A 21,590-nucleotide genomic window follows, 5' to 3' on the forward strand; every position below is an offset into this window, starting at 1 on the left:
CCGCCTGTGGCCCCGGCGGGCGAACCTGCCCGGCGATTGCGCCGACGGGAACGTGTTGCGCTTGACCGGGTCCATGAGGGGCCGCACGCTCCCGACGGGAGGGCCGGCACCCCGGGCCACCACTACGTCGGCGTCCGAGGACGCCGACCGGGCGGACGAGGAGGCCACGCGTGCAGCAAAGCCGCACCGGACGGCAACTGACCCTCCGTCACGGCACGCACAGCGCCGTCGTCGTCGAGCTGGGCGCGGCCCTGCAGTCGTACGCGGTCGGTGAGCGCACCGTGCTCGACGGTTTCGCCGAGCAGGACCGGATCACCGGCGGGCGCGGCCAGATCCTGGTGCCGTGGCCCAACCGCATCCGCGACGGCCGATACCCCTGGGACGGGCAGGAGCAGCAGCTGCCGCTCACCGAGCCGACCGGCGGCAACGCCATCCACGGCCTGCTCCGCTGGGTCGCGTGGCGGGTCGTGGAGGCGAGCGACAGCCGCGTGGTCCTGGAGGTTCCGCTGTGGCCGCAGCCGGGCTATCCGTTCCACCTCCACGTCCGCGCCGAGTACGCCCTGGGCGACAGCGGACTCGAAGTCGCCGTCACCGCGCGCAACCTCGACACGAGCGCCGCACCCTACGGCTTCGGCCAGCATCCCTACGTCACCGCGGGCACCGCCGTCGTCGACCAGGCAGTGCTGACCGTCCCCGCACGGACATGGCTGCGCACCGACGAGCGCGGCCTGCCGGTCGCCGCCGAGCCGGTCGCCGGGACCGCGTACGACCTGCGAACGCCACGAGTCGTCGGTGCGCTCCGGCTGGACACCCCTTTCGGCGACCTCGACCGGGACGCGGACGGGCGGGCCGTGGTGCGCCTGGCCCACCCGTCGGGCGCGTTCGGCACGGACGTGTGGCTGGGTGAGGGCGCCGACTACGTACAGCTCTACACCGGCGACACCCTGCCACCGGGGGAGCGCCGTCGCGCGGTCGCCGTCGAGCCGATGACCTGCCCGCCGGACGCCTTCCGCAGCGGCGCCGGGCTGGTCAGCCTCGGCCCGGGCGAGCAGCACACCGTCCGCTGGGGGATCACACCGTGGGGGGAGTGACGGCACCACGCATCGAAAGGGCCACTTGTGACGACGGACCAGGTGCTCATCGGCGTGGGACTGATCCTGGTCCTGGCCGTCGGATCGCAGGTCCTGGCCGCCCGCCTGCGCGTCCCCGCCCTCATCGTCCTGCTGCCGGTCGGCTTCGCCGCCGGCGCGCTGATCGACGACGTCGACCCCGAGCAGCTGCTGGGGGCGGCGTTCTCACCGCTGGTGTCGCTGGCCGTGGCCGTGATCCTCTACGACGCGGGCCTCGGGCTGGACCTGGCCAGGCTGAAGGGCCACACCCGCCGTGTCGTCGTCCGGCTGATCTGGATCGGTGTCCTGGTCACCTGGCTGCTCGGCGCGCTCCTCGCCGCGCCGCTGCTGGGCATGTCCTCACGGGCGGCCGTCATGATCGGCGCGATCCTCGTGGTCTCGGGGCCGACGGTCGTAGGGCCGCTGCTGGGCTTCGTACGACCGAAGGACCGGCTCCAGCGCATCCTGATCTGGGAAGGCTCGCTCATCGACCCGGTCGGCGGTGTCCTGGGAGCACTGGTCTTCCACGCGGTCGTGGCGAGCTCGGACCACCACCTCGGCAGTGGGGCGTTGCAATTCCTGGCCAGCGTGGGCATCGGAGCGGCCGGAGGAGCGGTCGGGGCGGCTCTGCTGTGGGTGCTGCTCCGGGTGCTGCGACTCAGCGAGATCCTCGGTACCACGGCGCAGCTTGCCTCGGTGGTCGGCGTCGCGGCGCTCTGCGATGTCCTGCGCGACGACACGGGACTCATCGCCGCCGTGGTGATGGGCCTGGCCGTCGCCAACCTGCCCGGCATGAACGCACCCGCGCGTCGGCCGTTCTTCGAGACCCTGGTCAGCCTGATCCTCGGCCTGCTCTTCATCTCGATCTCGGCCACCGTCACCCCGCACTCGCTGCGCCATGTGTGGCTGCCCGCGCTCGGGCTCGCCGCCTTTCTGGTGCTGGTCGTCAGGCCGCTGGTCGCGGTCGTGTCCACCCTGGGCACCGACCTGACACGCGGCGAGCGGGGCTTCATCGGCTGGATGGCGCCGCGCGGGATCGTCGCGGCCGCCACGGCTTCGACGTTCTCGGCCGGCCTCGTGGCCAAGGGGATCGGCGGCGCGTCGAAGATCCTTCCGGCCACGTTCGTGGTCATCGTCGCGACCGTGACGCTCTACGGTCTGACCGCCTCGACCGTCGCCCGGCGCCTGGGCGTCGTGCGCCCGTCCCGCTCGCGGCCCCTGCTGGTCGGCGGCGACCCCTGGGTGGTCGACCTGGGCGTGGCCCTGAAGTCGGCAGGGCTGGAGGTGCTGATGTGGGCAGGGGAAGAGGAACAGCGCGAGCGGGTCCGGCAGGCCGGGATCGAGCTTGCGCCGGGTGAGCTGCTGGGCGCCGCCACGGGTGGGGCCGCCGAGCTGGAGGGCATCACGGAGGTGTACTTCCTCACCGCCGAGGACGACTTCAACGCACTGGCGGCGGTGATTCTGCGAGGCGGCGTGGAGGGTACGGTCCACCGCCTCAACGCACCGGCCGACAGCCACGGCGTGGTGGCGCCGTTCATCGGCGGCGAGGTTCTGTTCGGCCCGGATCTGACCTGGCCGACGTTCTCCCGCAGGTACGAGGAGGGGGCAGCCGTCCTGGGGCAGCCCGCCGGCGACGCCCTGCGGCCCGGCAGCGATCTGCTGTTCCTCGTACGGCGGGACGGCCGCCTCGATCCGGTCACGGCAGGCAGCACGCCACTGCCCCGGCCGGGGGACACGGCCGTCCTGCTGGCCCCGGGCCGACGGGGTACCGAGAGCCCGCCCCAGTAGGCCGACTTTCACGTCACCCGCATGGACAGTCCGGGTGGCACGTCGACCTGTACCGGTGCTTGCTGGTCTTGGCCGCCCGCCGGGCGTCCGCGCGAGGCTGCACCGGACGGGGGAAGACGAGGGACCGTCGCCGACGAGGACACACCGGCTGGGAGAGGAAGCGAAAGACCGCCCATGGAGAGGAAGCTTCAGGCGCTGCGCACTCCACGAGCCGCTGGACTGGTGGGGATCGTCTTCGCCCTCCTGCTCGCCGCGGCCATCGTTCTGATCCGCGTAGCGGTACCGGACGAGCCCAGCAACGTGGGCAACAGTTGGATCATCGACCCCTCGCGTCGGCGTACCGTACAGACGGCGCTCAACCTCATTCCCTTCGCAGGCATCTTCTTCCTGTGGTTCATGGGCGCCGTGCGCGCACGCATCGGGGAAGCCGAGGACCAGTTCTTCGCCATGGTCTTCCTGGGCAGCGGTCTGCTGTTCGTGGCGACTCTTTTCGGGGCCGCGGCGGCGGCCGGCGGCCTACTGGTCACGGCCGATGTGTCCGGGTCCGGCTCCAGGCTGCAAGGGTGGTCATTCGGCCGTCACGTCACTTACAGCCTCCTGACGACCTACGCGATGCGCATGGCCGCGGTATTCGTCTTCTCCACCTCCACCATCGGGCATCGGCTCGGAGTCTTTCCGCGCTGGCTTTCCCTTTTCGGCTATCTCGTCGCCCTGGCGCTGCTTCTCCTGTCGGGCAACTTCGCCTGGTTCGAGCTGGTCTTCCCCGTATGGGCACTTGTCGTCAGCCTGCATATTCTCGTGGCCAGTTTCCGACCGAGGGCCGGACCTGTCGGTGCGTCCTGATCAATTCCCCCCATCAAGGCCGCGGCGACGCCGGACGACGTGCTCAGCCGACTCGCGGCCCGAACGCAGGAATCCCCGGTCCCTGTGGCAGCAACTCCGTGGTCACGAACGACACGACGACGGCCAGCACGATCACGGGCACCGTTTCCGAGTTGCCCACCATCAGGACGACCAGCACCACCGTGCTGACGGGCAGCCGCAGCGCGGCGGCGCACGCGGCGGCCATGCCCGCCGCCATACCGGCTACGACGCCGAGTCCCGGCAGGGGCGACAGCAGGACGCCCACCGCCCCGCCCAGGAACAAGGAGGGGAAGGTCGGACCGCCGCGAAGGCTTCCCAGGCAGAGCGCGTACGCGACGCCCTTGAACGCCAGGACCGCCACCAGACTGCCGACCGACCACGCGTGGGGGTGCTGGGCGAGTTGCGCCAGAGCGGCCTGGCCGGACAGGGAGACCTCGGACGGCGAACGGCCGGTGACGACCGCGTAGAGAGCCGCGCAGCCCGCCGCGGCGAGTGCGCAGAGCACCGTGCTGCGCAACGGGTGTGCGGACACGAAGCGCGCTGCGATCCGTCCGCCCACCATGACCCCGTGGACGGCCACCCCGATGACGGCTGCCATCAGCGCCGACCACAGCACGTCCCCGGTGTCGAGGAGAGGCGGAGCGGGCAGCCCGATGTCGAGGCTCCCGGTCTTCAGTCCGGTCCAGTGGTCGAAACCGGTGAACACGATGGCGCCGATCCCGCTGGACAGCAGGGCGGGGAGCATCACCGCGAACAGTTGCGGCCCGCCGACTCCGGCCACTTCCATGAGCATCACGGCCGCCACGAGCGGACTGCCGAAGATCGCGGAGATGGCTGCCGCGGCACCGGCGGCGCCGAGCAGCGCCGTGCTCGCCTCGGTCGCGGGAGCGCGTACGAGATCCCGGAAAACCAGCGCCAGACCACCGCCGAGGGCGATCAGCGGGGCCTCGGGCCCGAGAACGGCACCCAGCGGGAGGCTGGCCAGCGCGGCGAGGACCACACCGGGAACAGCGGCTTTCGACGCCCCTCCGGAGTGCAGGCCCGCCGCCGGGATGTGTCCTCCTCGGCCCGGAAACCGCAGGACGACCAGGGCGACGACCGCACCGGACAGCAGAGCCGGCGGAAAGGGCCACCACCACGGCGGATCCGTCCACCCGAGATCGTGCGGCCAGTCCACCCAGATCAGATTCTCCAACTGATGGAGCAGGACGAGAAACCAGAACGCGACCAACGACACCGGGATCCCGATCAAGCCGCAGAACACCAACGCCCGCCGGTACTCGGGCCGACGCAGCATGGTCCTCAACTGGTCGGCCTCTTGGGGCTGGTTTCCCGGAGCGGTCCCAGCCTTTCCGGGCTTCTGCTCGGCGATGGCTCTTCTCCTGAGTCTGCTGGGAGGCAATTCGGCCAGTGGCAGCGCGAGATTACCCACCGGATCGGGCGATACCTCCCCGAGCCCACGGCAACATGTCAAAACCCCTCCGGATGGACGCGCAGCGCTGGTGGGTTCGTCCTCGTCGTGGAGTGACTGGACGGAAGAGGTTTTCCGGGCGGCGCTCGCGCCGGAGGCGCTGGGCGTCCTGCGAGTCGCACCTGGTCATGGCAAGAAGTCTTGACACATCAACGACCCGTTCCTACCTTGAGTCGCATGTCCAGTCAGCAACGCATAGACATTCAGAACCCCGTCGGCGAGGAACCCGTCTACGGAGCCGGTGTCTGGCACTTCGCCACCTACGTCGATCGCTACGCCACGGACGGATACGGTGATCCGCGCACCGTTCTCGATGCCATCAAGCTCGCCGGAGCCGTCGAGGACCTCTCCGTCCTCGATCTGAACTGGCCCTTCCCGCCCGGGAACATCAGCACGGCCGAGGTCCGGCAGGCGCTGGCCGAGCAGAACCTCCGCGCCATCGCCGTCACGCCCGAGTTCTACACCGGCAAGTTCGCCAAGGGCGGCTTCACCAACCCCGACCCCGCCCTGCGCCGCCAGGCCATCGACCTGGTCGCCGGCGCGGCCGAGGTCGGCCGCGAACTCGGCGTGGACTACGTCAAGCTCTGGCCGGGGCAGGACGGCTACGACTACCCCTTCCAGGCCGACTACACCGACCTCTGGAGCAAGTCGGTGGGGGCCGTGCGCGAGCTCGCCCAGGCGTTTCCCGACCTGAAGTTCGCCATCGAGTACAAGCCGCGCGAGCCGCGCAACCGGATGGTCTTCTCGTCCGTCGCCCGCACGCTCCTCGCGATCCAGGACATGGGCGTGGACAACGTCGGCGTCCTTCTCGACTTCGGCCATTCCCTCTACGGGGGTGAGACCCCGGCCGAGGCGGCCCGGATGGCGATCGCCCGCGACAAGCTCTTCGCGATCGACGTCAACGACAACTTCCGGGGCTGGGACGACGACATGGTCGTCGGCTCGGTGCACCTGCTGGAGACCTTCGAGTTCTTCTTCGCGCTGCACGACGCGGGCTGGCAGGGCGTCTGGCAGCTGGACCAGTTCCCGTTCCGCGAGGACCCCGTCGAGGCCGCGCGCACCGGGATCCGCACCATGCGCGCCTTCCACCACGCACTGGGCTACCTCGACCGCGAGGAACTCGCCGCCGCCCAGTCGGCGCAGGACGCCCTCGGCGCCCAGCGCATCGCCAAGCGGGCGCTGTTCCGTGCGCTCGCGGAGAGTGAGTCCGAGTGACCGCGACCGTGGTGACCACAGCCCCGTTGCGGACCGACGAGGCCGCCGCCGACACCTACCACCGGCGCGGCGCACGGCTGCGCGAAGCCTCACCGGCCGAGGCCGCGGCGGAGCTCGCCGGGATCTCCAGCGCCGTCCGGCGCGACATCCTGACCACGATCCAGGCGGCCGGCATGGGCCACGTCGGCGGTGACCTGTCGGTGACCGACCTGCTGGTCACCGCCCTGTGGGGGACCCTGCGGATGGAGCCGACCGCGCCCGACCACCCCCAGCGGGACCGCTTCGTGCTCAGCAAGGGGCACTGCGCCGCCGCCCTGTACTCCACGCTCGCCTCGTGCGGGTTCTTCCCGCGGGAACGGCTGAGCGAGTTCATGGCACCGCTGTCGCCGCTCAACGGCCACCCCGCCCGGCTCAAGGTCCCCGGCGTGGAGACCAACACCGGTCCCCTCGGCCACGGCTTCCCCGTCGCCACCGGTATCGCGCTCGGAGCGCGGCTGCGCGGCGAGACATGGCGGACCATCGTCGTGCTCGGTGACGGGGAGATGCAGGAGGGCAGCAACTGGGAGGCGGCCATGACGGCCGCGCACTACGGGCTGGCCGACCTGACGGCCGTGGTGGACCGCAACCGGCTGCAGCAAGGCGCCCGCACCGAGGACACCACAGCCCTGGACCCCCTGGACGAGAAGTGGGCGAGCTTCGGGTGGGAGGTGCGCGTCATCGACGGCCACGACCACCGGGCGATCAAGGAGGCGTACGCCCCGTCGACGACGGGCCGCCCCGTCGCGGTGATCGCCGACACTGTCAAGGGCAAGGGTGTTTCGTTCATGGAAGACCGCGTCGAGTGGCATCACAAGGTGCCCACCGACGAGCAGGTCGTTCTCGCGCTCGAGGAGCTGAACCGATGACCGTCGTGGCCTCCGAGGTCCCCACCTTCGACTGCCGGGCGGACTTCGCCGACGAACTCTCCCGGCTGGCCCGCACCGACGAACGGATCGTCGCCGTGTGCAACGACTCGGTCGGCTCCAGCAACCTCGTCAAGTTCCGCGAGGAGTTCCCCACCCGTCTGATCAACGTCGGCATCGCCGAGCAGGACATGGTCGGCGTCGCCGCCGGCCTCGCCAACTCAGGGTTCATCCCCTTCGTGTCCGCCGCGGCGCCCTTTCTGACCGGCCGTGCCCTGGAGCAGATCAAGGCCGACGTCGCCTACAGCTACCGGCATGTCGTCCTCTGCGGGCAGAGCCCCGGCATGGCCTACGGGGAACTCGGCCCCACCCACCACTCCATCGAGGACCTGTCGTGGATGCGCGCGGTCCCCGGACTGGAGATCATCGTGCCGGCGGATCCCTCGGAGACCCGCAGCGCGGTGCGCTGGGCGGTGGAGTCGGGCAAGCCGACCTACCTCCGTGTCCCGCGGTTCAAGGTCCCCGCCGTCACTCCCGAGGGCACCCCGTTCGAAGCCGGCCGGGCCACGCGTCTCGTGGACGGAACCGACATCACTTTGATCGCCGTGGGAACGATGGTCTCGCGCGCCCTGGAAGCGAGCGAGGTCCTCGGCCGGCAGGGCGTCTCGGCCCGGGTTCTCAACATGACGTTCGTCGAGCCGCTGGACGTCGCGGCCGTGCTGGCCGCCGCCCGGGAGACCGGAGCCGTCGTCACCGCGGAGGAGGGACTCCTCTCCGGCGGTCTGGGGGCCGCCGTCGCCAGGATCGTCGCCGAGCACCACCCCGTCCCCGTACGGATGGTGGGGGTCCCCGCCTTCGCCCCGACCGGCAGCACGTCCTTCCTGCTCGACCACTTCGGTCTCACCGCCGAAGGCATCGCCCGAGCCGCGCTCGAAACCCTGGGACGGGAGTGATGGAGCCGTACGTCCTTGCCGTCGATCAGGGCACCAGCTCCACGAAGTCGCTGCTCCTGGACGCCTCCGGTGAGGTCGTGGCCCGGGCGAGCGTGCCCCTGTCGCAGACCTACCCGGGCCCCGGCCTGGTGGAGCAGGACGCCTTGGCGATCCTCGCGAGCGTCCGCGAGGCGGTCACCGACTGTCTGAAGGACATCGACCCCCACAGCGTGGCCGGCATCGCGCTCAGCACCCAACGGGAGTCGGTCGTCCTGTGGGACGCGGCGACCGGCACACCCGTCGCCCCGCTCGTCAGCTGGCAGGACCAGCGCGGCTCCGAACAGGCCGCTCGGCTGCACCAGGCGGGCATGGGCGAGGAGATCCGGCGACGCACCGGCCTCCCGCTGGACCCGATGTTCTCCGCGCTGAAGATGGCCGCGCTCCTCGACCGGCACGATCCCCCGCGCACCCGGAGCAGCACCGGCGCACTGCGCCTCGGCACGGTGGACGCCTTCCTCCTGCACGCGCTCACCGGGAACCCGGTCACCGAGATCGGCAACGCCTCCAGGACCCAGCTGCTGAACCTCGCGACGGGCGACTGGGACGACGACCTGCTCGAAGCCTTCGGCATCCCGCGCGCGGCGCTGAGCGAGATCGTCGCGTCGACCGGCCCCTTCGGCGGGGTACGGGCGCTCGCCCCCCTGACCGACGGCACCCCGGTGCTCGCGGTGATGGGCGACTCGCACGCCGCGCTGTTCTCGCACGCGGGTTGGCGGACGGGAGTCGTCAAGGCCACCTACGGCACCGGCTCGTCCGTCATGACGGTGGCGGACTCTCCCGCACCGGCCGACCGTGTCTGCACCACGATCGCCTGGTCCACCGGCCGGCCCACCTTCGCCCATGAGGCCAACATCCGTTCCGCCGGACGCACCCTCACCTGGTTGGCCGAGTTGCTCGGGACCTCGCCGGACGAACTCATCGCGCTCGCCGCAGGCGCGGACGCCGGCGACGTGACCCTCGTACCGGCCTTCGGCGGCATCGGAGCGCCCTGGTGGGACAGCCAGGCCGTACCCGTACTGGCCGGATTCGACCTGGGCACCGGCCGTGCCCAGATGGCCCGCGCCGCACTGGAATCGGTCGCCTACCAAGTGGGAGACGTCCTCGCGGCACTGCCCGGCCTGCGTCAGGTCGTCGCCGACGGCGGACTGAGCCGCAGCGACGCACTCATGCAACTACAGGCGGACGTCGCCGACGTCTCCGTGGCCCGCACCACCCATCACGACCTGTCCGCCGCCGGGGCCGCCCAGCTGGCCGGGCTCGGTCTCGGACTGTGGACGACCACCGAGCTGGAAACGCGTGCCGACACCGATCTGCAGGTCTTCACCCCCACCTGGCACGAAGAGACGCGCCGTCCTGCCGTCGAGCGATGGCATCGGCGTCTCACGGCCGCCCGCGACCTCGGGACACGCGGAAAGCAGGGGACGACATGACAACAGCGGAACCCGCGCGCGTAAGGAGTGGCGCGGCTGACCGCCGCAACGGCGGACCCTCGGCCGCTCCACCCTCCTCGCCCTCGTGCTCCTCGTCGTCGCCATCGGGGCGACGACGACCTACCGCTCGGACAGCGAAGCCACCGCCGGCGCGAAGCCCGAGTTCGGCCTCCTGCAGGTGACCGTGCCCGGTCTGGGCAAGACGCGCGTCTCCGTGCAGATCGGCCCCGTGATCAACGGCAGCGCGCTGCGCGACGCCCCCGGCGAAGGGTGACTACGTCGAACTCACCGGCAAGGAGTCCGACACCGACGACGGCGTCCGCTCCAAGGGGTACTCCGATGTCATCTCCCAGTACCCCGACATGAAGAGAGTGGCCCAGCAGACGGCGAACGGGGATCAGCAGGAAGCCTTCAGCAAGACGGAGACCATCCTCCAGCGCTACCCCAAGATCAAGGGCGTCATCGCCGGCAACGACACCATGGCCCTCGGCGCGGTCGCCGCGCTGAAGTCGGCCAAGCGGACCGGCGTCGCCGTGGTCGGCTTCGATGGCCCGCCAGTGGGCCCCACCACCGGGCCGCCTGGGTGAAATGCGCAGGCAGGACCGGGCCTGACGGAACACCGGGCAAGATCAGCGTTTGTACACCGCAGCGATAATCTAAGGATTTACGGATTGACGGTAATCTGCGGGTCGGCATCCGGCCCGCACGCCGAGATTGAGGAGGATGGAGGCACGGTGGCGGTAACGACCACTCCGAGCCCTGACCACGTGCGACTCCTGGTCAAGGTGGCCCGCATGTACCACGAGCGCGGAATGCGGCAGCCTGAGATCGCCGCACACCTCAACATGTCCCAGCCCCGGGTCTCCCGCCTCCTGAAGGAAGCGGTCGATCGCGGTGTGGTCCGCACCGTGGTGGTCTCCCCCGAGGGGGTGCACGCCGAGCTCGAAGACGCCCTCGTGGAACGGTACGGACTGCGTGACGCCGTCGTGGTGGAGGTGGAAGGGGCGGGACTCGACGTGATCCCCGCCCTCGCCGCGGCGACCGCCGCCTACCTCGACGCCACACTCAAGGGAGGCGACGTCATCGGCGTCTCCTCCTGGAGCGCCACCCTTCTGGAGTCCGTCAAGGTCATGCGCGCCAAGACGCCCTCCGTGGCGGAGAAGGTCGTGCAGATGATCGGCGGATCCGGCAGCCCGGAAGTCCAACTGCACGCCACGAGGCTCACCAGCCGGCTGGCCGAACTCACCGGCGCGCGTCCCGTGTTCGCCCCGTCGGCCGCGCTGGTCGGCAGCAGGGAACTGCACGACCTGTTGTCCAGGGAGCCGGCGATGGCCGAGGCCATGCAGGCATGGTCCTGCCTCACCCTGGCCGTCCTCGGTATCGGCACGCTCGAGCCCTCTCCGCTGCTGCGCCGCTCGGGCAACGCCATTTCCCCCGCGGATCAACGACAGTTGGAGGAACTGGGGGCTGTCGGAGACGTCTGCGCCAGGTATTTCGACGAGGACGGGAGCCCCGTCGACGCCCCGTTCAACGACCGCATCATCGGCATTGACCCGGACCGACTGCGCGCGGTGGAACGCCGTATAGGCGTCGCGGGCGGGTTGAACAAGGTGGCGGCGATTCGGGGAGCGGCGCGTGGCGGATGGATCAACATCCTGATCACCGATGTCGAGGTGGCACGGGACCTTCTGGCCGACTGAAGCGGCATCCAAGTGGCGATCTTGGGCATCAGGGGCCGACGGCTGAGCTTTTCGCAGGTCAGCGCATCCTTTTCGAGGCGGACCATGGCCTGGTACAGATGGGCAGGCCTGGGGGAGCGTAGGGAGCCGGCCATGCGCAGCAGGAGTGGGATGTCCGTCAGGTCGCGTCGGCGGTCTCCGAGATGAGCCCCTGGAGGAAGGTGGCGATCGCGGCCTCGAAGGCCTCGGTGAAGGCCGGGTGCATGAACGCCAGGCTCGAGTCGGCCTGGAAGGCGGCGAGCAGTGGGGGAGCGGGACGGCTGCGGGTCCACAGGGCGCCGACGAGGATGATGACCATGTGCGCCGCGCGGAGCGCCCGCTCGTCGTCGAGCTCGGGGAGCAGGTCGCGGAGCTGCGCGGCGAGCCAGCGGATGGCGTCGCGTGAGGACCTCTTGTACCTGGTCGCGACGTCGACGGAGATGTTGTGCTCCAGGATCGCGTGTTGCACGCTCAGCAGTTCGCACAGCATGGGGTGGGCGGCGAACGTGGCGGCCAGCCGTGCCGCGACCTGGCGCGCTCTCACCGGAGCCGGTGCGGACGGGTCGACCCACTCGGGGAACGTCTCGGCGGTCTCGGCCCGGTAGCGGGCGGCCGCCTCGGAGAGCAGGTCGAGCAGCACCGCTTCGCGCGACTCGAAGTAGAGCGTCACGGCGGACTTCGACAGCCCGACCCGCCGGCTGAGTTCGTTGAGGCTCACCGCTGCGACCGGCATCTCGTCCAGCATGCCGGCCGCGGTGTGCAGGATGCTCTGCCGCCGTACCGCGCGCTGCTCCTCGCTGCGTGCCCGATGGAAGGTTGCCACCCCACGAGGATAGTCGACCGCCGGTCCATTGACTGTGTACCGGCGGTACATTAAGTTCAATGTACCGCCGGTCCACTATTGGTGAGCGAGGCGGGTCATGACACCGTCGACCGAAGGAAGGGACACGCCATGAAGGCCACGGAGGCTGTCGACTGGGTCGACCCGGCCCGCTGGCGGGCCACGCCGGCGGCAGAGCGGCTGAGGCTGCTTCGTCTGGTCCAGGCAAATGTCGACCGGTACTTAGACGAGCTGGTGGCGGCGGACTGCCACGCGAAGGGCATCGACCCCGCGAACCCGGCCGACGCCCACCAGGTCGGCACCAGCATGCAGCGCGTCCTGGTGCCGCTGCCCTCGAACGTCGCGGCCGCCATCGACCTGTACGAGGGCCTGGTCCGCGGCCGCCCGCTCCAACCGCTCGCGGTCACCCCTGCCGGGGACGGCCGCTTCGACGTCCGGGTCTCCCCGCGCGGGAAGGACCGCCTGCTCAACGGCGACCGGACCGACGTGCTGCGCGTCGTCGGCGAGCCTCGCAGGGTGGACCCCTACGCGAAGCCCGGCGGCATCGTGGCCGTGCTCGGGGCGGGGAACGTGGCGTCGTCGTTCGAGATGATCCGGGCCCTCTTCGTCGACGGCTACGTGGTCGTCCACAAGCCCCACCCCCTCAACGAGGACGCCGACCGGGTGTGGGAGAAGGTCCTGCAACCGCTCGTCGACGTCCACGCCGCCGCCTTCTGCCCTGCCGACGAGGGTCGAGACTTAACTCGCGACCCTCGCCTCTCCAAGATCTACTTCACCGGCGGGACCGGCTCCGCCAAGGCCATCATGGAGGCCACCGACACCGAACTGGTCTCCGAGTGCGGCGGCAACAACCCGTGCATCGTGGTTCCCGGCGACCGCCCCTGGACCGAGCGGGAGATCCGCCACCAGGCGCTCCAGATCGCCACCATCGTCACGATCAGCGGCGGCTCGATCTGCGGCCGGACGCAGACCCTGGTGACGAGCCGGCACTGGCCGCAGCGGCGACAGCTCCTGGACGCGATCACCGTCGCCCTGCGGGACCTCACGCCCGGCTCCAGCACCAGCTACCCCGGGGTCGACAAGACCTTCACGGCCTTCCGCGACGCCTATCCGGGCGGGCGGATCGTCCAGCCCGTGGACGGCCGCCCCGCTTCGCAGGTCATGGTGATCGAGGACGTCGGCACCGAGGGCTTCGCCCTCGAGAACGAGGCGTTCTGCCAGGTCATGAGCGAGGTCGCGCTCGACGTCGCACCCGACGCCGGGACGTTCCTTCCCGCCGCGACGGAGTTCGCCAACGAGAAGCTCCTCGGCACCCTGGCCGCCACGATCCTCATCGACGAGGACACCAGGAAGGCCCACGTGGCCACCGTCGATCGCGCGGTCACAGAACTCCGCTACGGCGCCATCGGCGTCAACACGATGCCGCCGGTGGTGTGGACGAACCCGTACCTCATCTGGGGTGGGAACGAGGAGGGCCGCGAGTTCGTCTCCGGTCGCGGCAACTTCGGGAACCTCCTGGGGTACGAGAACGCCGAGAAGTCGATCGTGGTCAGCGGCTTCACCTCGCCGGGCCACTTGATCATGACGAGCAAGCGGGGCTGGCTCGACCTGTCGACGCGCTTCGCCCGGTACGCCGTCCGCCCCACGTGGCCACGGCTGTTCGCCCTCGCCCTCGCCGCGACGCGCGCGGGTTTCCGCCGCGCCGGTTCCTGACGTCGACATCAGTTCCGCAAACTGCGTGCCACTTCGGGCGAGGGGCCCCTACGGCGACCAGGCCGAGGCCATCGCCGTGTCGCTGGACAACGGCTCCCGGCCGGACGCGCCCATGACCTCGCCCCCCGACGTCGTGGCCCGCGTCGTGGCCCGAGCCGCCACGTTCCGCCCCCGGTCGCGCTTCGCCATGGCCGGCGTCGACGACGTCGACGACGTAGAAAACGGAAAGAAGGACAATTCACATGGGGACATCGGTTCATGGGCGCGCCGTGGTGATCGGGGCCTCGCTCGCGGGGCTGCTCACCGCGCGGGCGCTGCACGAGACCTTCGAAGACGTCGTCGTACTCGATCGCGACACGTTGCCGGAGCGCCCGGAGCCGCGCCGCGGGGTGCCGCAAGGCGGCCATGTACACGGGCTGCTGACGCGCGGTATGCAGGAGATGGACGAGATGTTCGAGGGGCTGACGGCCGAGCTGATCGACCTCGGTGCGCCGGCCTTCGACGTGCAGGACGAGATGCAGTGGTGGGCGAACGGGCGGCCCCTGGCCACAGGGCCTTCCGGCATGATCGTGCTGGGAGCCGGGCGCCCGCTGCTCGAGACGGCGATCCGGCGCCGGGTCGCCGCGCTGCCGAACGTGGACATACGTCCGGAGGTCGCCGTCACCGAACTGGTGACGACGTCGGACGGCGGAAGGGTCATCGGCGTGCGGGCGATCGCCGCCGGTGAGGAGATCACCATCGACGACGCGGCTGTGGTGGTGGATGCTTCCGGGCGCGGCTCGCGCACCCGCCACTGGCTCGGCCGGCTCGGCTACCCGGAGGTCGAGGAGCAGCGGATCGAGACCCAGGTGACATACGTGACGCGCCGCTACCGACGCACGCCGGACCAGCTCGACGGCCGATACGGCACCGCCATCGCCGCATACCCGGGAAGTACGCGCGGTGGTTTCGCCCTCGCCCAGGAGAACGACGCCTGGGCCCTCAGCATCAGTGGTTCGTTCGGTGCGGTCCCGCCGATGGACGACGACGGCATGATCGCATGGGCGGCAGAACTGGACTGCCAGGATGTCGCCACGCTCCTGCGCACCTCGGCCCCGCTCGGCGACCCGGTGAAGATGCGCTACCCGGCAAGCGCCTGGTGGCGCTACGACCGGATGAGTCGTTTCCCGGCCGGCTTCCTGGTCACCGGCGACGCGATGTGCTCGTTCAATCCGATCTACGGCCAGGGCATGACCGTGGCCGCGCTGGAGGCGACCATCCTCGGCCGCCTGCTGAGAGACGGCTCCGACGACGTGGCTGCCCGGTTCTTCACCGAGTCGGCGGCTGTCATCGACGTGCCGTGGACCACGGTCGCGGCCAATGATCTGCGCTTCCCGGACGCGGTCGGCGATCGATCCGCACTCGACCCGGAACGGGGTGCCTACCTGGACCGCCTGCGCGCCGCCGCGGTCACGGATCCGGTGCTGACCACCGCGTTTCTCCGGGTCACCCAACTGATGGACACACCGGCGGCCCTCTTCAAGCCCGAAATCGCCGCACGCGTCCCGGCGTGAGACCAACCAAGGAGTGCGGAGGAGTTCTCGTGCGTGGTCAGCTCGAAGCCTTGGAAGGCGGGAGCTTTCCGGTCCATGTGAGCCCGGGCGGAGCGGCCCGGGGTCGGTCGATCGCAGACCAGGCACGCCACCGAACCCGGCACCCCCGACTACGACGCCCTGCTCCTACTGGACATGACCGCTCCCGACCCCCGGCAGGCGACCGGCCATGAACGACGTGCCCCAGCCTCACGCATCGCCCTGATCCGGAACCGGGGCCCGTAGGCCACGCCGGGGCACACACCCGCCAGTACATACCCATAAAAAGACGGGCAAAATAGACGCATGGAGCGCGCAGTGGAGAAGGCCAAGGGCCACACGACGGGTGCCACGAGCGACCTCGGCGCCTATCTACGCGCCCGCCGTGCACAGGTGACCCCCGAGCAGGCCGGGCTGACCGCAGCCCCCGGCCTGCGCCGCACGCCGGGCCTGCGCCGGGAGGAGCTCGCCACGCTCGCCGGGATCAGCATCGACTACTACGTACGCCTGGAACGCGGCAAGGAGACCCACCCCGGCCCCACGGTCGTCGACGCCCTCGCCCGCGCCCTGCTCCTCGACGCGTCCGAGCACCGGCACCTGCGCGAGCTCGCTTCCCGCGCCGCCTACGCCCCCGAGGCGCCGCCCGCACCCGGCCACACCGTGAGACCACAGCTGATGGTGCTCCTCGAGTCCGTGCGCCCGAACGCTGCCTACGTGGTCAGCCGCACCCTGGACCTGCTCGCCTTCAACCCCGGTGCGCTCCGGCTCTTCGCCGGCCTGGCCGACTGGCCGCCGCCGCGCCGGAACTTCGCCCGCTACGCCTTCCTCCACCCCCTCGCCCGCGACGTACTCGACGACTGGGACGAGCAGGCCCGCGCCTGCGTCGGCCGGCTGCGCGCACTGGCCGGCACCGAACCGGACGCCCCGGACCTGGCCGACCTGGTCGACGAACTCCTGGCGAAGAGCCCGGACTTCGCCGACCTGTGGAACCGCTTCGACGTCAAACCGCACGCTCCGGACCCCAAGACCTTCCACCACCCCGACGTCGGCGACCTCGACCTCGGCTATGAGTCGATGCCGCTGGAGCACAGCCAGAAGCAGCGGTTCGTCGTGTTCTTCGCCGAGCCGGGTACCTCCGACCACGACAAGCTCATCCTTCTCGACGCGGAACACGGCCGGCTGGGATCCGGGACGGGCGACAAGAACGCCGGCCACCCGCGGCTGATGACTTGAGGCGCACCCCAGCGAGTCCAGCCAGAGCGGCGCCGTGCCGAACACCGCGTACGGGACGGTCGTGACGATCAGCAGTCGGCCGGTATCAACTGGGCCCTGTACGCCGACGTGACGGGTAGCGACCCACTGCGGTGTGGATGAGCCAGCCCGCTGCCGCACCGACTGCGTACCAGAACAGGTCGGGTGGATTGAAGGTGGAACCGAGCACGAAGCGGGCGACGGTGCTGCGCTGGGAGAGCTCCGCCGTCACCTCGCTGAGCTGCAGGAACTCGACCCCCCAACTGACGGTCAGGGCGCTTGCGGCGGCTGTCAGGGGCGTGATTCGTGGCGCCAGCAGAACGACAAGGGCGACAAGCAGGACGGTGTACAGCGCGTCTCCGCCGTACTTGGCCAGGTTCCCCGCGGCCCCCGCCCGGAGTGTCAGCCCCGCGCCGACGGTCACCACCGCGGCCCCGGCCGCCGTCAGGCGGATCCGTGCCGGTTCGACGGCTCGGTCATGGTCTCTGGGGATGAGGGGCACAGGGGCATACTGCCGGACGCCCGGTGCTCGCGGCGGAGCACACCGCAGGCTGGACAGGAACATCCGGACGTCGCCTGTTGGTTCGGTATGGGTGCAGGTGGTGCCGGGGCTGTTGGTGATGGCTGCGCGGGAGCCGAGGGCCGGTGAACTCTTCTCCCTTACCCAGTACGAGTGAATGAGCTGATTGTTCAGTTCGGGGCCGGTGGCGAGTCTTTTACGGTCTCTGCATGGATCCGGGGGCTGCAGGAAAGGCCCTGCGGGTGGGGGGACCGGTGGAAAGGCGCACCTGATGTCGGGGTTGGGGAAGTCGCCGGACCTGCTGAGGGTCCGGGCGGGCCGCTGTCATCGGACCGGGGCGTGGGCCTGGGGCGCGGTGGGCGTGGCCTGTCTCGTGGGAACAGCGCTGACTTTCAGCGGGCCGTGGGTGGCCGGGGGCGTGGCGGCGCGGATGGTGGCTTTCGGGCCGTCCATCGGTTGCTGGGGGTTGGCGGTCTCCCTGGTGCTCCGTGCGTGGGGGGCGAGTGGACGGGTGCGGACGCGTCTGTTGCTGTTGGGGGGTTCGGCGGTGGCCGGGGGTGTGTACCGGGGGGCGGTCAACGTGCTGTCGGCTCAGCCTCCGGGTTCGGGACCGTACGAGCGATCGCTGCTCGGTTCGGTGGTGGTCACCGGAGTGACGCTGGCGATCGGCCTGGGGATGGCCGGTCTGGTGGTCGCGGCCGATGCCGGCAACGGCCGGCGTGTGTTGCTGCGGCGCGTGCTTGACGGGGTCGTCACAGCCGGGGCCGTGCTCATGACGGGATGGGTGCTGCTGCGGGGGGCCAGTGACGGCTGGAGGCTGGGGACGGGGATGGTCGGTGTCCTGTGGACCGCGGAGGTGGTGTTCCTCAGTTTTCTGTTCGCCCTGCGCCGTCTCGTACGGAGCGACCAGAGAGCTGTTCTGTGGGTGGGGATCGTCGGGCTGTCCCTCATGCTGATCGGCGACACTCTGCGAGTGTGGACGGTCGGTCCCCACAGCCCCGAGGTGATGTCCTGTCAGCTGGCCGACGCCTGCAATACCGCGGGCCTGCTGGTGGTCGCTGTCAGCCCTTGGGCGCCCGGTGGGGCGAGCGTCCTGGGCACTGCTCAGCCGACGTTGCGATGGGGGATAGAGGGTGCGGCCGCGTTCATTCCCCTGACGGTCTGCACGGTCACGGCGCTGGGATATGTGTTGGCGCCTCCTGCCCGAGACCCGGTGCCGCTGTTGGTCGGTGGGATGGCGGTGCTGAGCCTCTGGGCGCGCCAGACGTTCCTGCCGAGCGAGAACACCGGCGACGACGACTGAGTCATGTACCCATATCGGCGCCACGGTAGACGAGTTGGTGGTGCGAGTCTTCCCCGTACCCAGGGCCGGGCTCGGGCGTTGAGCTGGGATGTTGCGAGGCGGGTGGCGTATTCGATCTCGGCTGGTCCAGCACCCGCCCCCGAGTACCCGACGTACCTCGCCACCAGATGTGGTCGATCTGCTCCTGACTGCTGTCGGTCACGGACCACGGTGTGGGCATCCCGGCCGACGGCACCGCGTTGGTCGATTTCGGCGCTCTGGGCCGTGAGAGCCTCCCTGGTTGCGATGCTCGCCACACCTCGGAGCTGTCCCGGTCGGCTCCCTCGCGCTGCCCTCTGTTCAGCGATCCGTACGGTGGCGTACGTTTCCTCTTGCCAAGTGGCCGACCCGGAGGAACGCTGATGAGCCGCAGCAGCTTCAACGGCGGATGGCAGTACCGCGAGAAGTCCAACCCGTTCGCCGAGATGGGCGGAGCCGCCGTCCCGTACCAGGACGTCACCCTGCCGCACGACGCGATGATCGCCCGCACCCGCGATCCCGAACTGCCGCGGGGAGCCTGGACGGCCTATTACCCCGGCGGCGTCTACGAGTACCGCAAGGTCTTCGACCTCCCCGAGGCCGAGGCCGGCAAGCGGGTGGTCCTTGAGTTCGAGGGCGTGTACCGCGACGCCGTGATCCATGTGAACGGCGACTACGCCGGTCAACGCCCTTCCGGATACGCCCGGTTCCTGGTGGACGCGAGCGACCTGGTCCGCGCGGGCCGCAACGAGATCCACGTCGAGGCACGCAACCACCAGGACGGCCGCTGGTACACCGGCGCCGGCATCTACCGGGACGTATGGCTGCACGTCCTGGAGCCGGTGCATCTCGCGGTCGACGGAATCCGGGTCCGCACACCCGACATCGAGCCTCAACTGGCGGTCGTGGAAGCCGAGATCACGATCGTCAACGACTCCGCCGCCACGCGCACGGTCGAGGTACGCACGGAGATCACCGACCCCGGCGGCCGGGCCGTCGCCTCGTCGTCCGTCGTCGTGACCGTGCTGCCCGGCGAGCCGGCCGTCAGCCGCCTCAGGCACTACGTCGACGAGCCCGCCCTGTGGAGCGTCGACACCCCGCAACTCCACACCGTCACCGTCGAGTTGTACGACGACGGCCGGCTGTCGGAGTCGCGGACGGTCCGATTCGGCATCCGGCGGCTCCAGCTGGACCCGGCCTCGGGACTGCGGATCAACGGCGAGACGGTGAAGCTGCGGGGCGCGTGCGTCCATCACGACAACGGCGTCATCGGCGCCGCGACCATCGCGCGGGCGGACGAGCGCCGGGTGGAGATCCTCAAACGGGCGGGGTTCAACGCGATCCGGTCCTCGCACAACCCCGTCAGCACGGCCATGCTCGACGCCTGCGACCGGCTGGGCATGCTGGTGATCGACGAGGCCTTCGACATGTGGACCACGGGCAAGACCGAGTTCGGCGCTGCCCTGCACTTCGTGGAGTGGTGGGAGCGGGACCTGGAGTCGATGATCGCGAGGGACTTCAACCACCCCAGCGTCGTCCTGTACTCGATCGGCAACGAGATCCCCGAGACCGGCACGCCCAGGGGCGGGGTGTGGGGCCGCAGACTCGCCGAGAAGGTGCGCGCGCTCGACGACACGAGGTTCGTCACGAACGCCGTCAACGGCATGCTCGCCGTGCTGCCCGACGTCGTCGAGATGATGCAGCCCAAGCCCAAGCCCGAGCCCAAACTCGAGCCCGAGCCCACGGACGCCGACCTTGCGCCCGCTGTCGGCGATGACAGCCCCGGCATCAACACGCTGATGTCGGATCTCGGCGACCTGATGAACGGCATCGGATCCTCCGAGATCGTCACCCGCAAGACGGCCGAGTCGTTCGGCGTGCTCGACGTCGCCGGCATGAACTACCTCGACGGCCGCTACGAAACGGACCGCGAACTGTTCCCGAACCGGATCATCCTGGGCACCGAGACCTTCCCGACGCGGATCGACCGGTACTGGGACCTGGTCGAGCGCAACGCCCACGTCCTCGGCGACTTCACCTGGACAGGCTGGGACTACCTCGGCGAGGCAGGCATCGGCCGCGGCCGCTACCCCGATGACGAGCACCCCGGCGAGCCGCTGAGCGGCCCGTATCCCTGGCTGGTGGCCGGGTGCGGCGACATCGACATCACGGGGTGGCGACGACCCGCCTCCTACTACCGCGAGATCGTGTACGGCCTGCGCGCCGAGCCGTACATCGCCGTGCAGCGGCCTTCGCGCCACGGCCAAAAGGTCGAGGTCGGTCCATGGGCGTGGAGCGACAGTGTCGCGAGCTGGAGCTGGGGCGACTTCGAGGGGCGCCCCGTGGTGGTCGAGGTCTACAGCGACGCCGACGAGGTCGAACTGCTCGTCAACGACCGGTCGATCGGCCGTAGGCCCGTGGGTTGCGACCACCGGTTCCGCACCGTTTTCGACACCCTCTACGAAGAAGGGGCCGTCACCGCGATCGCCTATCGCGACGGCGTCGAAACGGGCCGCTTCGGCCTGCGGTCGGCGACCGGTCCCGTGCTGCTCCGGGCGGTCGTCGACCGAGCCGTGATCCGGGCCGACGCCTCCGATCTGGCGTTCGTCGAGATCTCCCTCGTCGACAGGGAGGGACATCGGTTCGTGGCGGAGCGCCAGGTGACCGTGACGGTGACCGGCCCGGGTGTGTTGCAGGGGATGGGCAGCGGCAACCCGGCCACCGAGGAGACGTTCCCCTCCGCCACGCATAGCACGTACGACGGACTGGCCGTCGCGGTCGTCCGGCCGAGCGGAGCGGGAAAGATCGGCGTCACCGTCACGGCGGCCGGGTGCGCGCCGGTCGAGGTCGTCGTGGACGCGATCGAGCCGCCGTAGGGCCTGCG

Annotated in this window: 18 protein-coding genes and 1 pseudogene; 15 read left to right on the top strand and 4 right to left on the bottom strand. The window is 70.3% G+C overall.

The annotated features are described in order from the left end of the window. Positions 1 to 170: 170 nt before the first annotated feature. The 3 genes from ABZ725_RS45430 (at position 171) to ABZ725_RS45440 (ending at position 3,740) form a co-directional block, all read left to right on the top strand. On the top strand, positions 171 to 1,091 hold the full coding sequence (locus ABZ725_RS45430) for an aldose 1-epimerase family protein (protein WP_358808238.1): 921 nt from the start codon (positions 171 to 173) through the stop codon (positions 1,089 to 1,091). A gap of 27 nt (positions 1,092 to 1,118) precedes the next feature. Beyond that, the gene (locus tag ABZ725_RS45435; RefSeq protein ID WP_358808239.1) at positions 1,119 to 2,897 is read left to right on the top strand and encodes a cation:proton antiporter; all 1,779 of its coding nucleotides are present in this window, start codon (positions 1,119 to 1,121) and stop codon (positions 2,895 to 2,897) included. Between the two features lie 174 nt (positions 2,898 to 3,071). Next, positions 3,072 to 3,740, top strand: a complete 669-nt coding sequence (locus tag ABZ725_RS45440; RefSeq protein WP_358808240.1) for a hypothetical protein — start codon at positions 3,072 to 3,074, stop codon at positions 3,738 to 3,740. A 43-nt stretch (positions 3,741 to 3,783) separates the two neighbouring features. On the opposite strand, the gene ABZ725_RS45445 is transcribed toward ABZ725_RS45440, so the two are convergent. Continuing rightward, positions 3,784 to 5,058, bottom strand: coding sequence for a chloride channel protein (locus ABZ725_RS45445; RefSeq protein ID WP_358808241.1), 1,275 nt, complete (start codon positions 5,056 to 5,058; stop codon positions 3,784 to 3,786). Between the two features lie 351 nt (positions 5,059 to 5,409). Between ABZ725_RS45445 and ABZ725_RS45450 the strand changes: the two genes are divergently transcribed. From ABZ725_RS45450 to ABZ725_RS45480, 7 genes and pseudogenes are all read left to right on the top strand, one after another. Further along, positions 5,410 to 6,447 carry a sugar phosphate isomerase/epimerase family protein gene (locus ABZ725_RS45450; RefSeq protein WP_358808242.1) on the top strand — a complete coding sequence of 346 codons (1,038 nt, stop codon included), beginning with the start codon at positions 5,410 to 5,412 and terminating at the stop codon, positions 6,445 to 6,447. Continuing rightward, entirely contained in the window at positions 6,444 to 7,352 is a 909-nt protein-coding gene (locus ABZ725_RS45455) for a transketolase (RefSeq protein WP_358808243.1), read from the top strand. Before ABZ725_RS45450 ends, ABZ725_RS45455 begins: the two co-directional genes overlap by 4 nt. Next, complete coding sequence (locus ABZ725_RS45460; protein ID WP_358808244.1) at positions 7,349 to 8,302, top strand: transketolase C-terminal domain-containing protein; 954 nt, start codon at positions 7,349 to 7,351, stop codon at positions 8,300 to 8,302. The genes ABZ725_RS45455 and ABZ725_RS45460 overlap by 4 nt, the downstream gene beginning before the upstream one ends. Then, positions 8,302 to 9,771, top strand: coding sequence for an FGGY family carbohydrate kinase (locus ABZ725_RS45465; protein ID WP_358808245.1), 1,470 nt, complete (start codon positions 8,302 to 8,304; stop codon positions 9,769 to 9,771). Before ABZ725_RS45460 ends, ABZ725_RS45465 begins: the two co-directional genes overlap by 1 nt. A gap of 85 nt (positions 9,772 to 9,856) precedes the next feature. After that, entirely contained in the window at positions 9,857 to 10,045 is a 189-nt protein-coding gene (locus ABZ725_RS45470) for a DUF2291 family protein (RefSeq protein WP_358808246.1), read from the top strand. Positions 10,046 to 10,070: 25 nt separating this feature from the next. Beyond that, positions 10,071 to 10,358: pseudogene (locus ABZ725_RS45475) on the top strand (substrate-binding domain-containing protein); the annotation flags it as partial. Positions 10,359 to 10,538: 180 nt separating this feature from the next. Further along, positions 10,539 to 11,471, top strand: coding sequence for a sugar-binding domain-containing protein (locus ABZ725_RS45480; RefSeq protein WP_358808323.1), 933 nt, complete (start codon positions 10,539 to 10,541; stop codon positions 11,469 to 11,471). 157 nt (positions 11,472 to 11,628) lie between these two features. Here ABZ725_RS45480 and ABZ725_RS45485 read toward each other — a convergent pair whose 3' ends face one another. Then, positions 11,629 to 12,312, bottom strand: a complete 684-nt coding sequence (locus ABZ725_RS45485) for a TetR family transcriptional regulator (protein WP_358808247.1) — start codon at positions 12,310 to 12,312, stop codon at positions 11,629 to 11,631. 129 nt (positions 12,313 to 12,441) lie between these two features. Between ABZ725_RS45485 and ABZ725_RS45490 the strand changes: the two genes are divergently transcribed. Next, positions 12,442 to 14,043 carry an aldehyde dehydrogenase family protein gene (locus ABZ725_RS45490; protein WP_358808248.1) on the top strand — a complete coding sequence of 534 codons (1,602 nt, stop codon included), beginning with the start codon at positions 12,442 to 12,444 and terminating at the stop codon, positions 14,041 to 14,043. Positions 14,044 to 14,091: 48 nt separating this feature from the next. On the opposite strand, the gene ABZ725_RS45495 is transcribed toward ABZ725_RS45490, so the two are convergent. Then, positions 14,092 to 14,232, bottom strand: coding sequence for a hypothetical protein (locus ABZ725_RS45495; protein WP_358808249.1), 141 nt, complete (start codon positions 14,230 to 14,232; stop codon positions 14,092 to 14,094). A 53-nt stretch (positions 14,233 to 14,285) separates the two neighbouring features. Between ABZ725_RS45495 and ABZ725_RS45500 the strand changes: the two genes are divergently transcribed. After that, entirely contained in the window at positions 14,286 to 15,596 is a 1,311-nt protein-coding gene (locus tag ABZ725_RS45500; protein ID WP_358808250.1) for an FAD-binding protein, read from the top strand. A gap of 324 nt (positions 15,597 to 15,920) precedes the next feature. Then, positions 15,921 to 16,847: a helix-turn-helix transcriptional regulator gene (locus ABZ725_RS45505; RefSeq protein WP_358808251.1), complete on the top strand. Its 927-nt coding sequence runs from the start codon at positions 15,921 to 15,923 to the stop codon at positions 16,845 to 16,847. A gap of 85 nt (positions 16,848 to 16,932) precedes the next feature. Here ABZ725_RS45505 and ABZ725_RS45510 read toward each other — a convergent pair whose 3' ends face one another. Next, the gene (locus ABZ725_RS45510; RefSeq protein ID WP_358808252.1) at positions 16,933 to 17,367 is read right to left on the bottom strand and encodes a DUF2809 domain-containing protein; all 435 of its coding nucleotides are present in this window, start codon (positions 17,365 to 17,367) and stop codon (positions 16,933 to 16,935) included. Positions 17,368 to 17,965: 598 nt separating this feature from the next. Here ABZ725_RS45510 and ABZ725_RS45515 point away from each other — a divergent pair. Next, positions 17,966 to 18,688 carry a hypothetical protein gene (locus ABZ725_RS45515; protein ID WP_358808253.1) on the top strand — a complete coding sequence of 241 codons (723 nt, stop codon included), beginning with the start codon at positions 17,966 to 17,968 and terminating at the stop codon, positions 18,686 to 18,688. 401 nt (positions 18,689 to 19,089) lie between these two features. Further along, positions 19,090 to 21,582: a glycoside hydrolase family 2 TIM barrel-domain containing protein gene (locus tag ABZ725_RS45520; protein WP_358808254.1), complete on the top strand. Its 2,493-nt coding sequence runs from the start codon at positions 19,090 to 19,092 to the stop codon at positions 21,580 to 21,582. Positions 21,583 to 21,590 lie beyond the last annotated feature (8 nt).

The organism is Streptomyces sp. NPDC006872 (assembly GCF_040635845.1).
GTDB lineage: Bacteria > Actinomycetota > Actinomycetes > Streptomycetales > Streptomycetaceae > Streptomyces.

Excerpts from the sequence above, each read along its gene's own strand:
- ABZ725_RS45465 (WP_358808245.1), top strand. The coding sequence starts at position 8,302 with ATGGAGCCGTACGTCCTTGCCGTCGATCAGGGCACCAGCTCCACGAAG.
- ABZ725_RS45440 (WP_358808240.1), top strand. The coding sequence starts at position 3,072 with ATGGAGAGGAAGCTTCAGGCGCTGCGCACTCCACGAGCCGCTGGACTG.
- ABZ725_RS45445 (WP_358808241.1), bottom strand. The coding sequence starts at position 5,058 with ATGCTGCGTCGGCCCGAGTACCGGCGGGCGTTGGTGTTCTGCGGCTTG.
- ABZ725_RS45505 (WP_358808251.1), top strand. The coding sequence starts at position 15,921 with ATGGAGCGCGCAGTGGAGAAGGCCAAGGGCCACACGACGGGTGCCACG.
- ABZ725_RS45520 (WP_358808254.1), top strand. The coding sequence starts at position 19,090 with ATGAGCCGCAGCAGCTTCAACGGCGGATGGCAGTACCGCGAGAAGTCC.
- ABZ725_RS45495 (WP_358808249.1), bottom strand. The coding sequence starts at position 14,232 with ATGGCGAAGCGCGACCGGGGGCGGAACGTGGCGGCTCGGGCCACGACG.
- ABZ725_RS45460 (WP_358808244.1), top strand. The coding sequence starts at position 7,349 with ATGACCGTCGTGGCCTCCGAGGTCCCCACCTTCGACTGCCGGGCGGAC.
- ABZ725_RS45490 (WP_358808248.1), top strand. The coding sequence starts at position 12,442 with ATGAAGGCCACGGAGGCTGTCGACTGGGTCGACCCGGCCCGCTGGCGG.
- ABZ725_RS45500 (WP_358808250.1), top strand. The coding sequence starts at position 14,286 with ATGGGGACATCGGTTCATGGGCGCGCCGTGGTGATCGGGGCCTCGCTC.
- ABZ725_RS45450 (WP_358808242.1), top strand. The coding sequence starts at position 5,410 with ATGTCCAGTCAGCAACGCATAGACATTCAGAACCCCGTCGGCGAGGAA.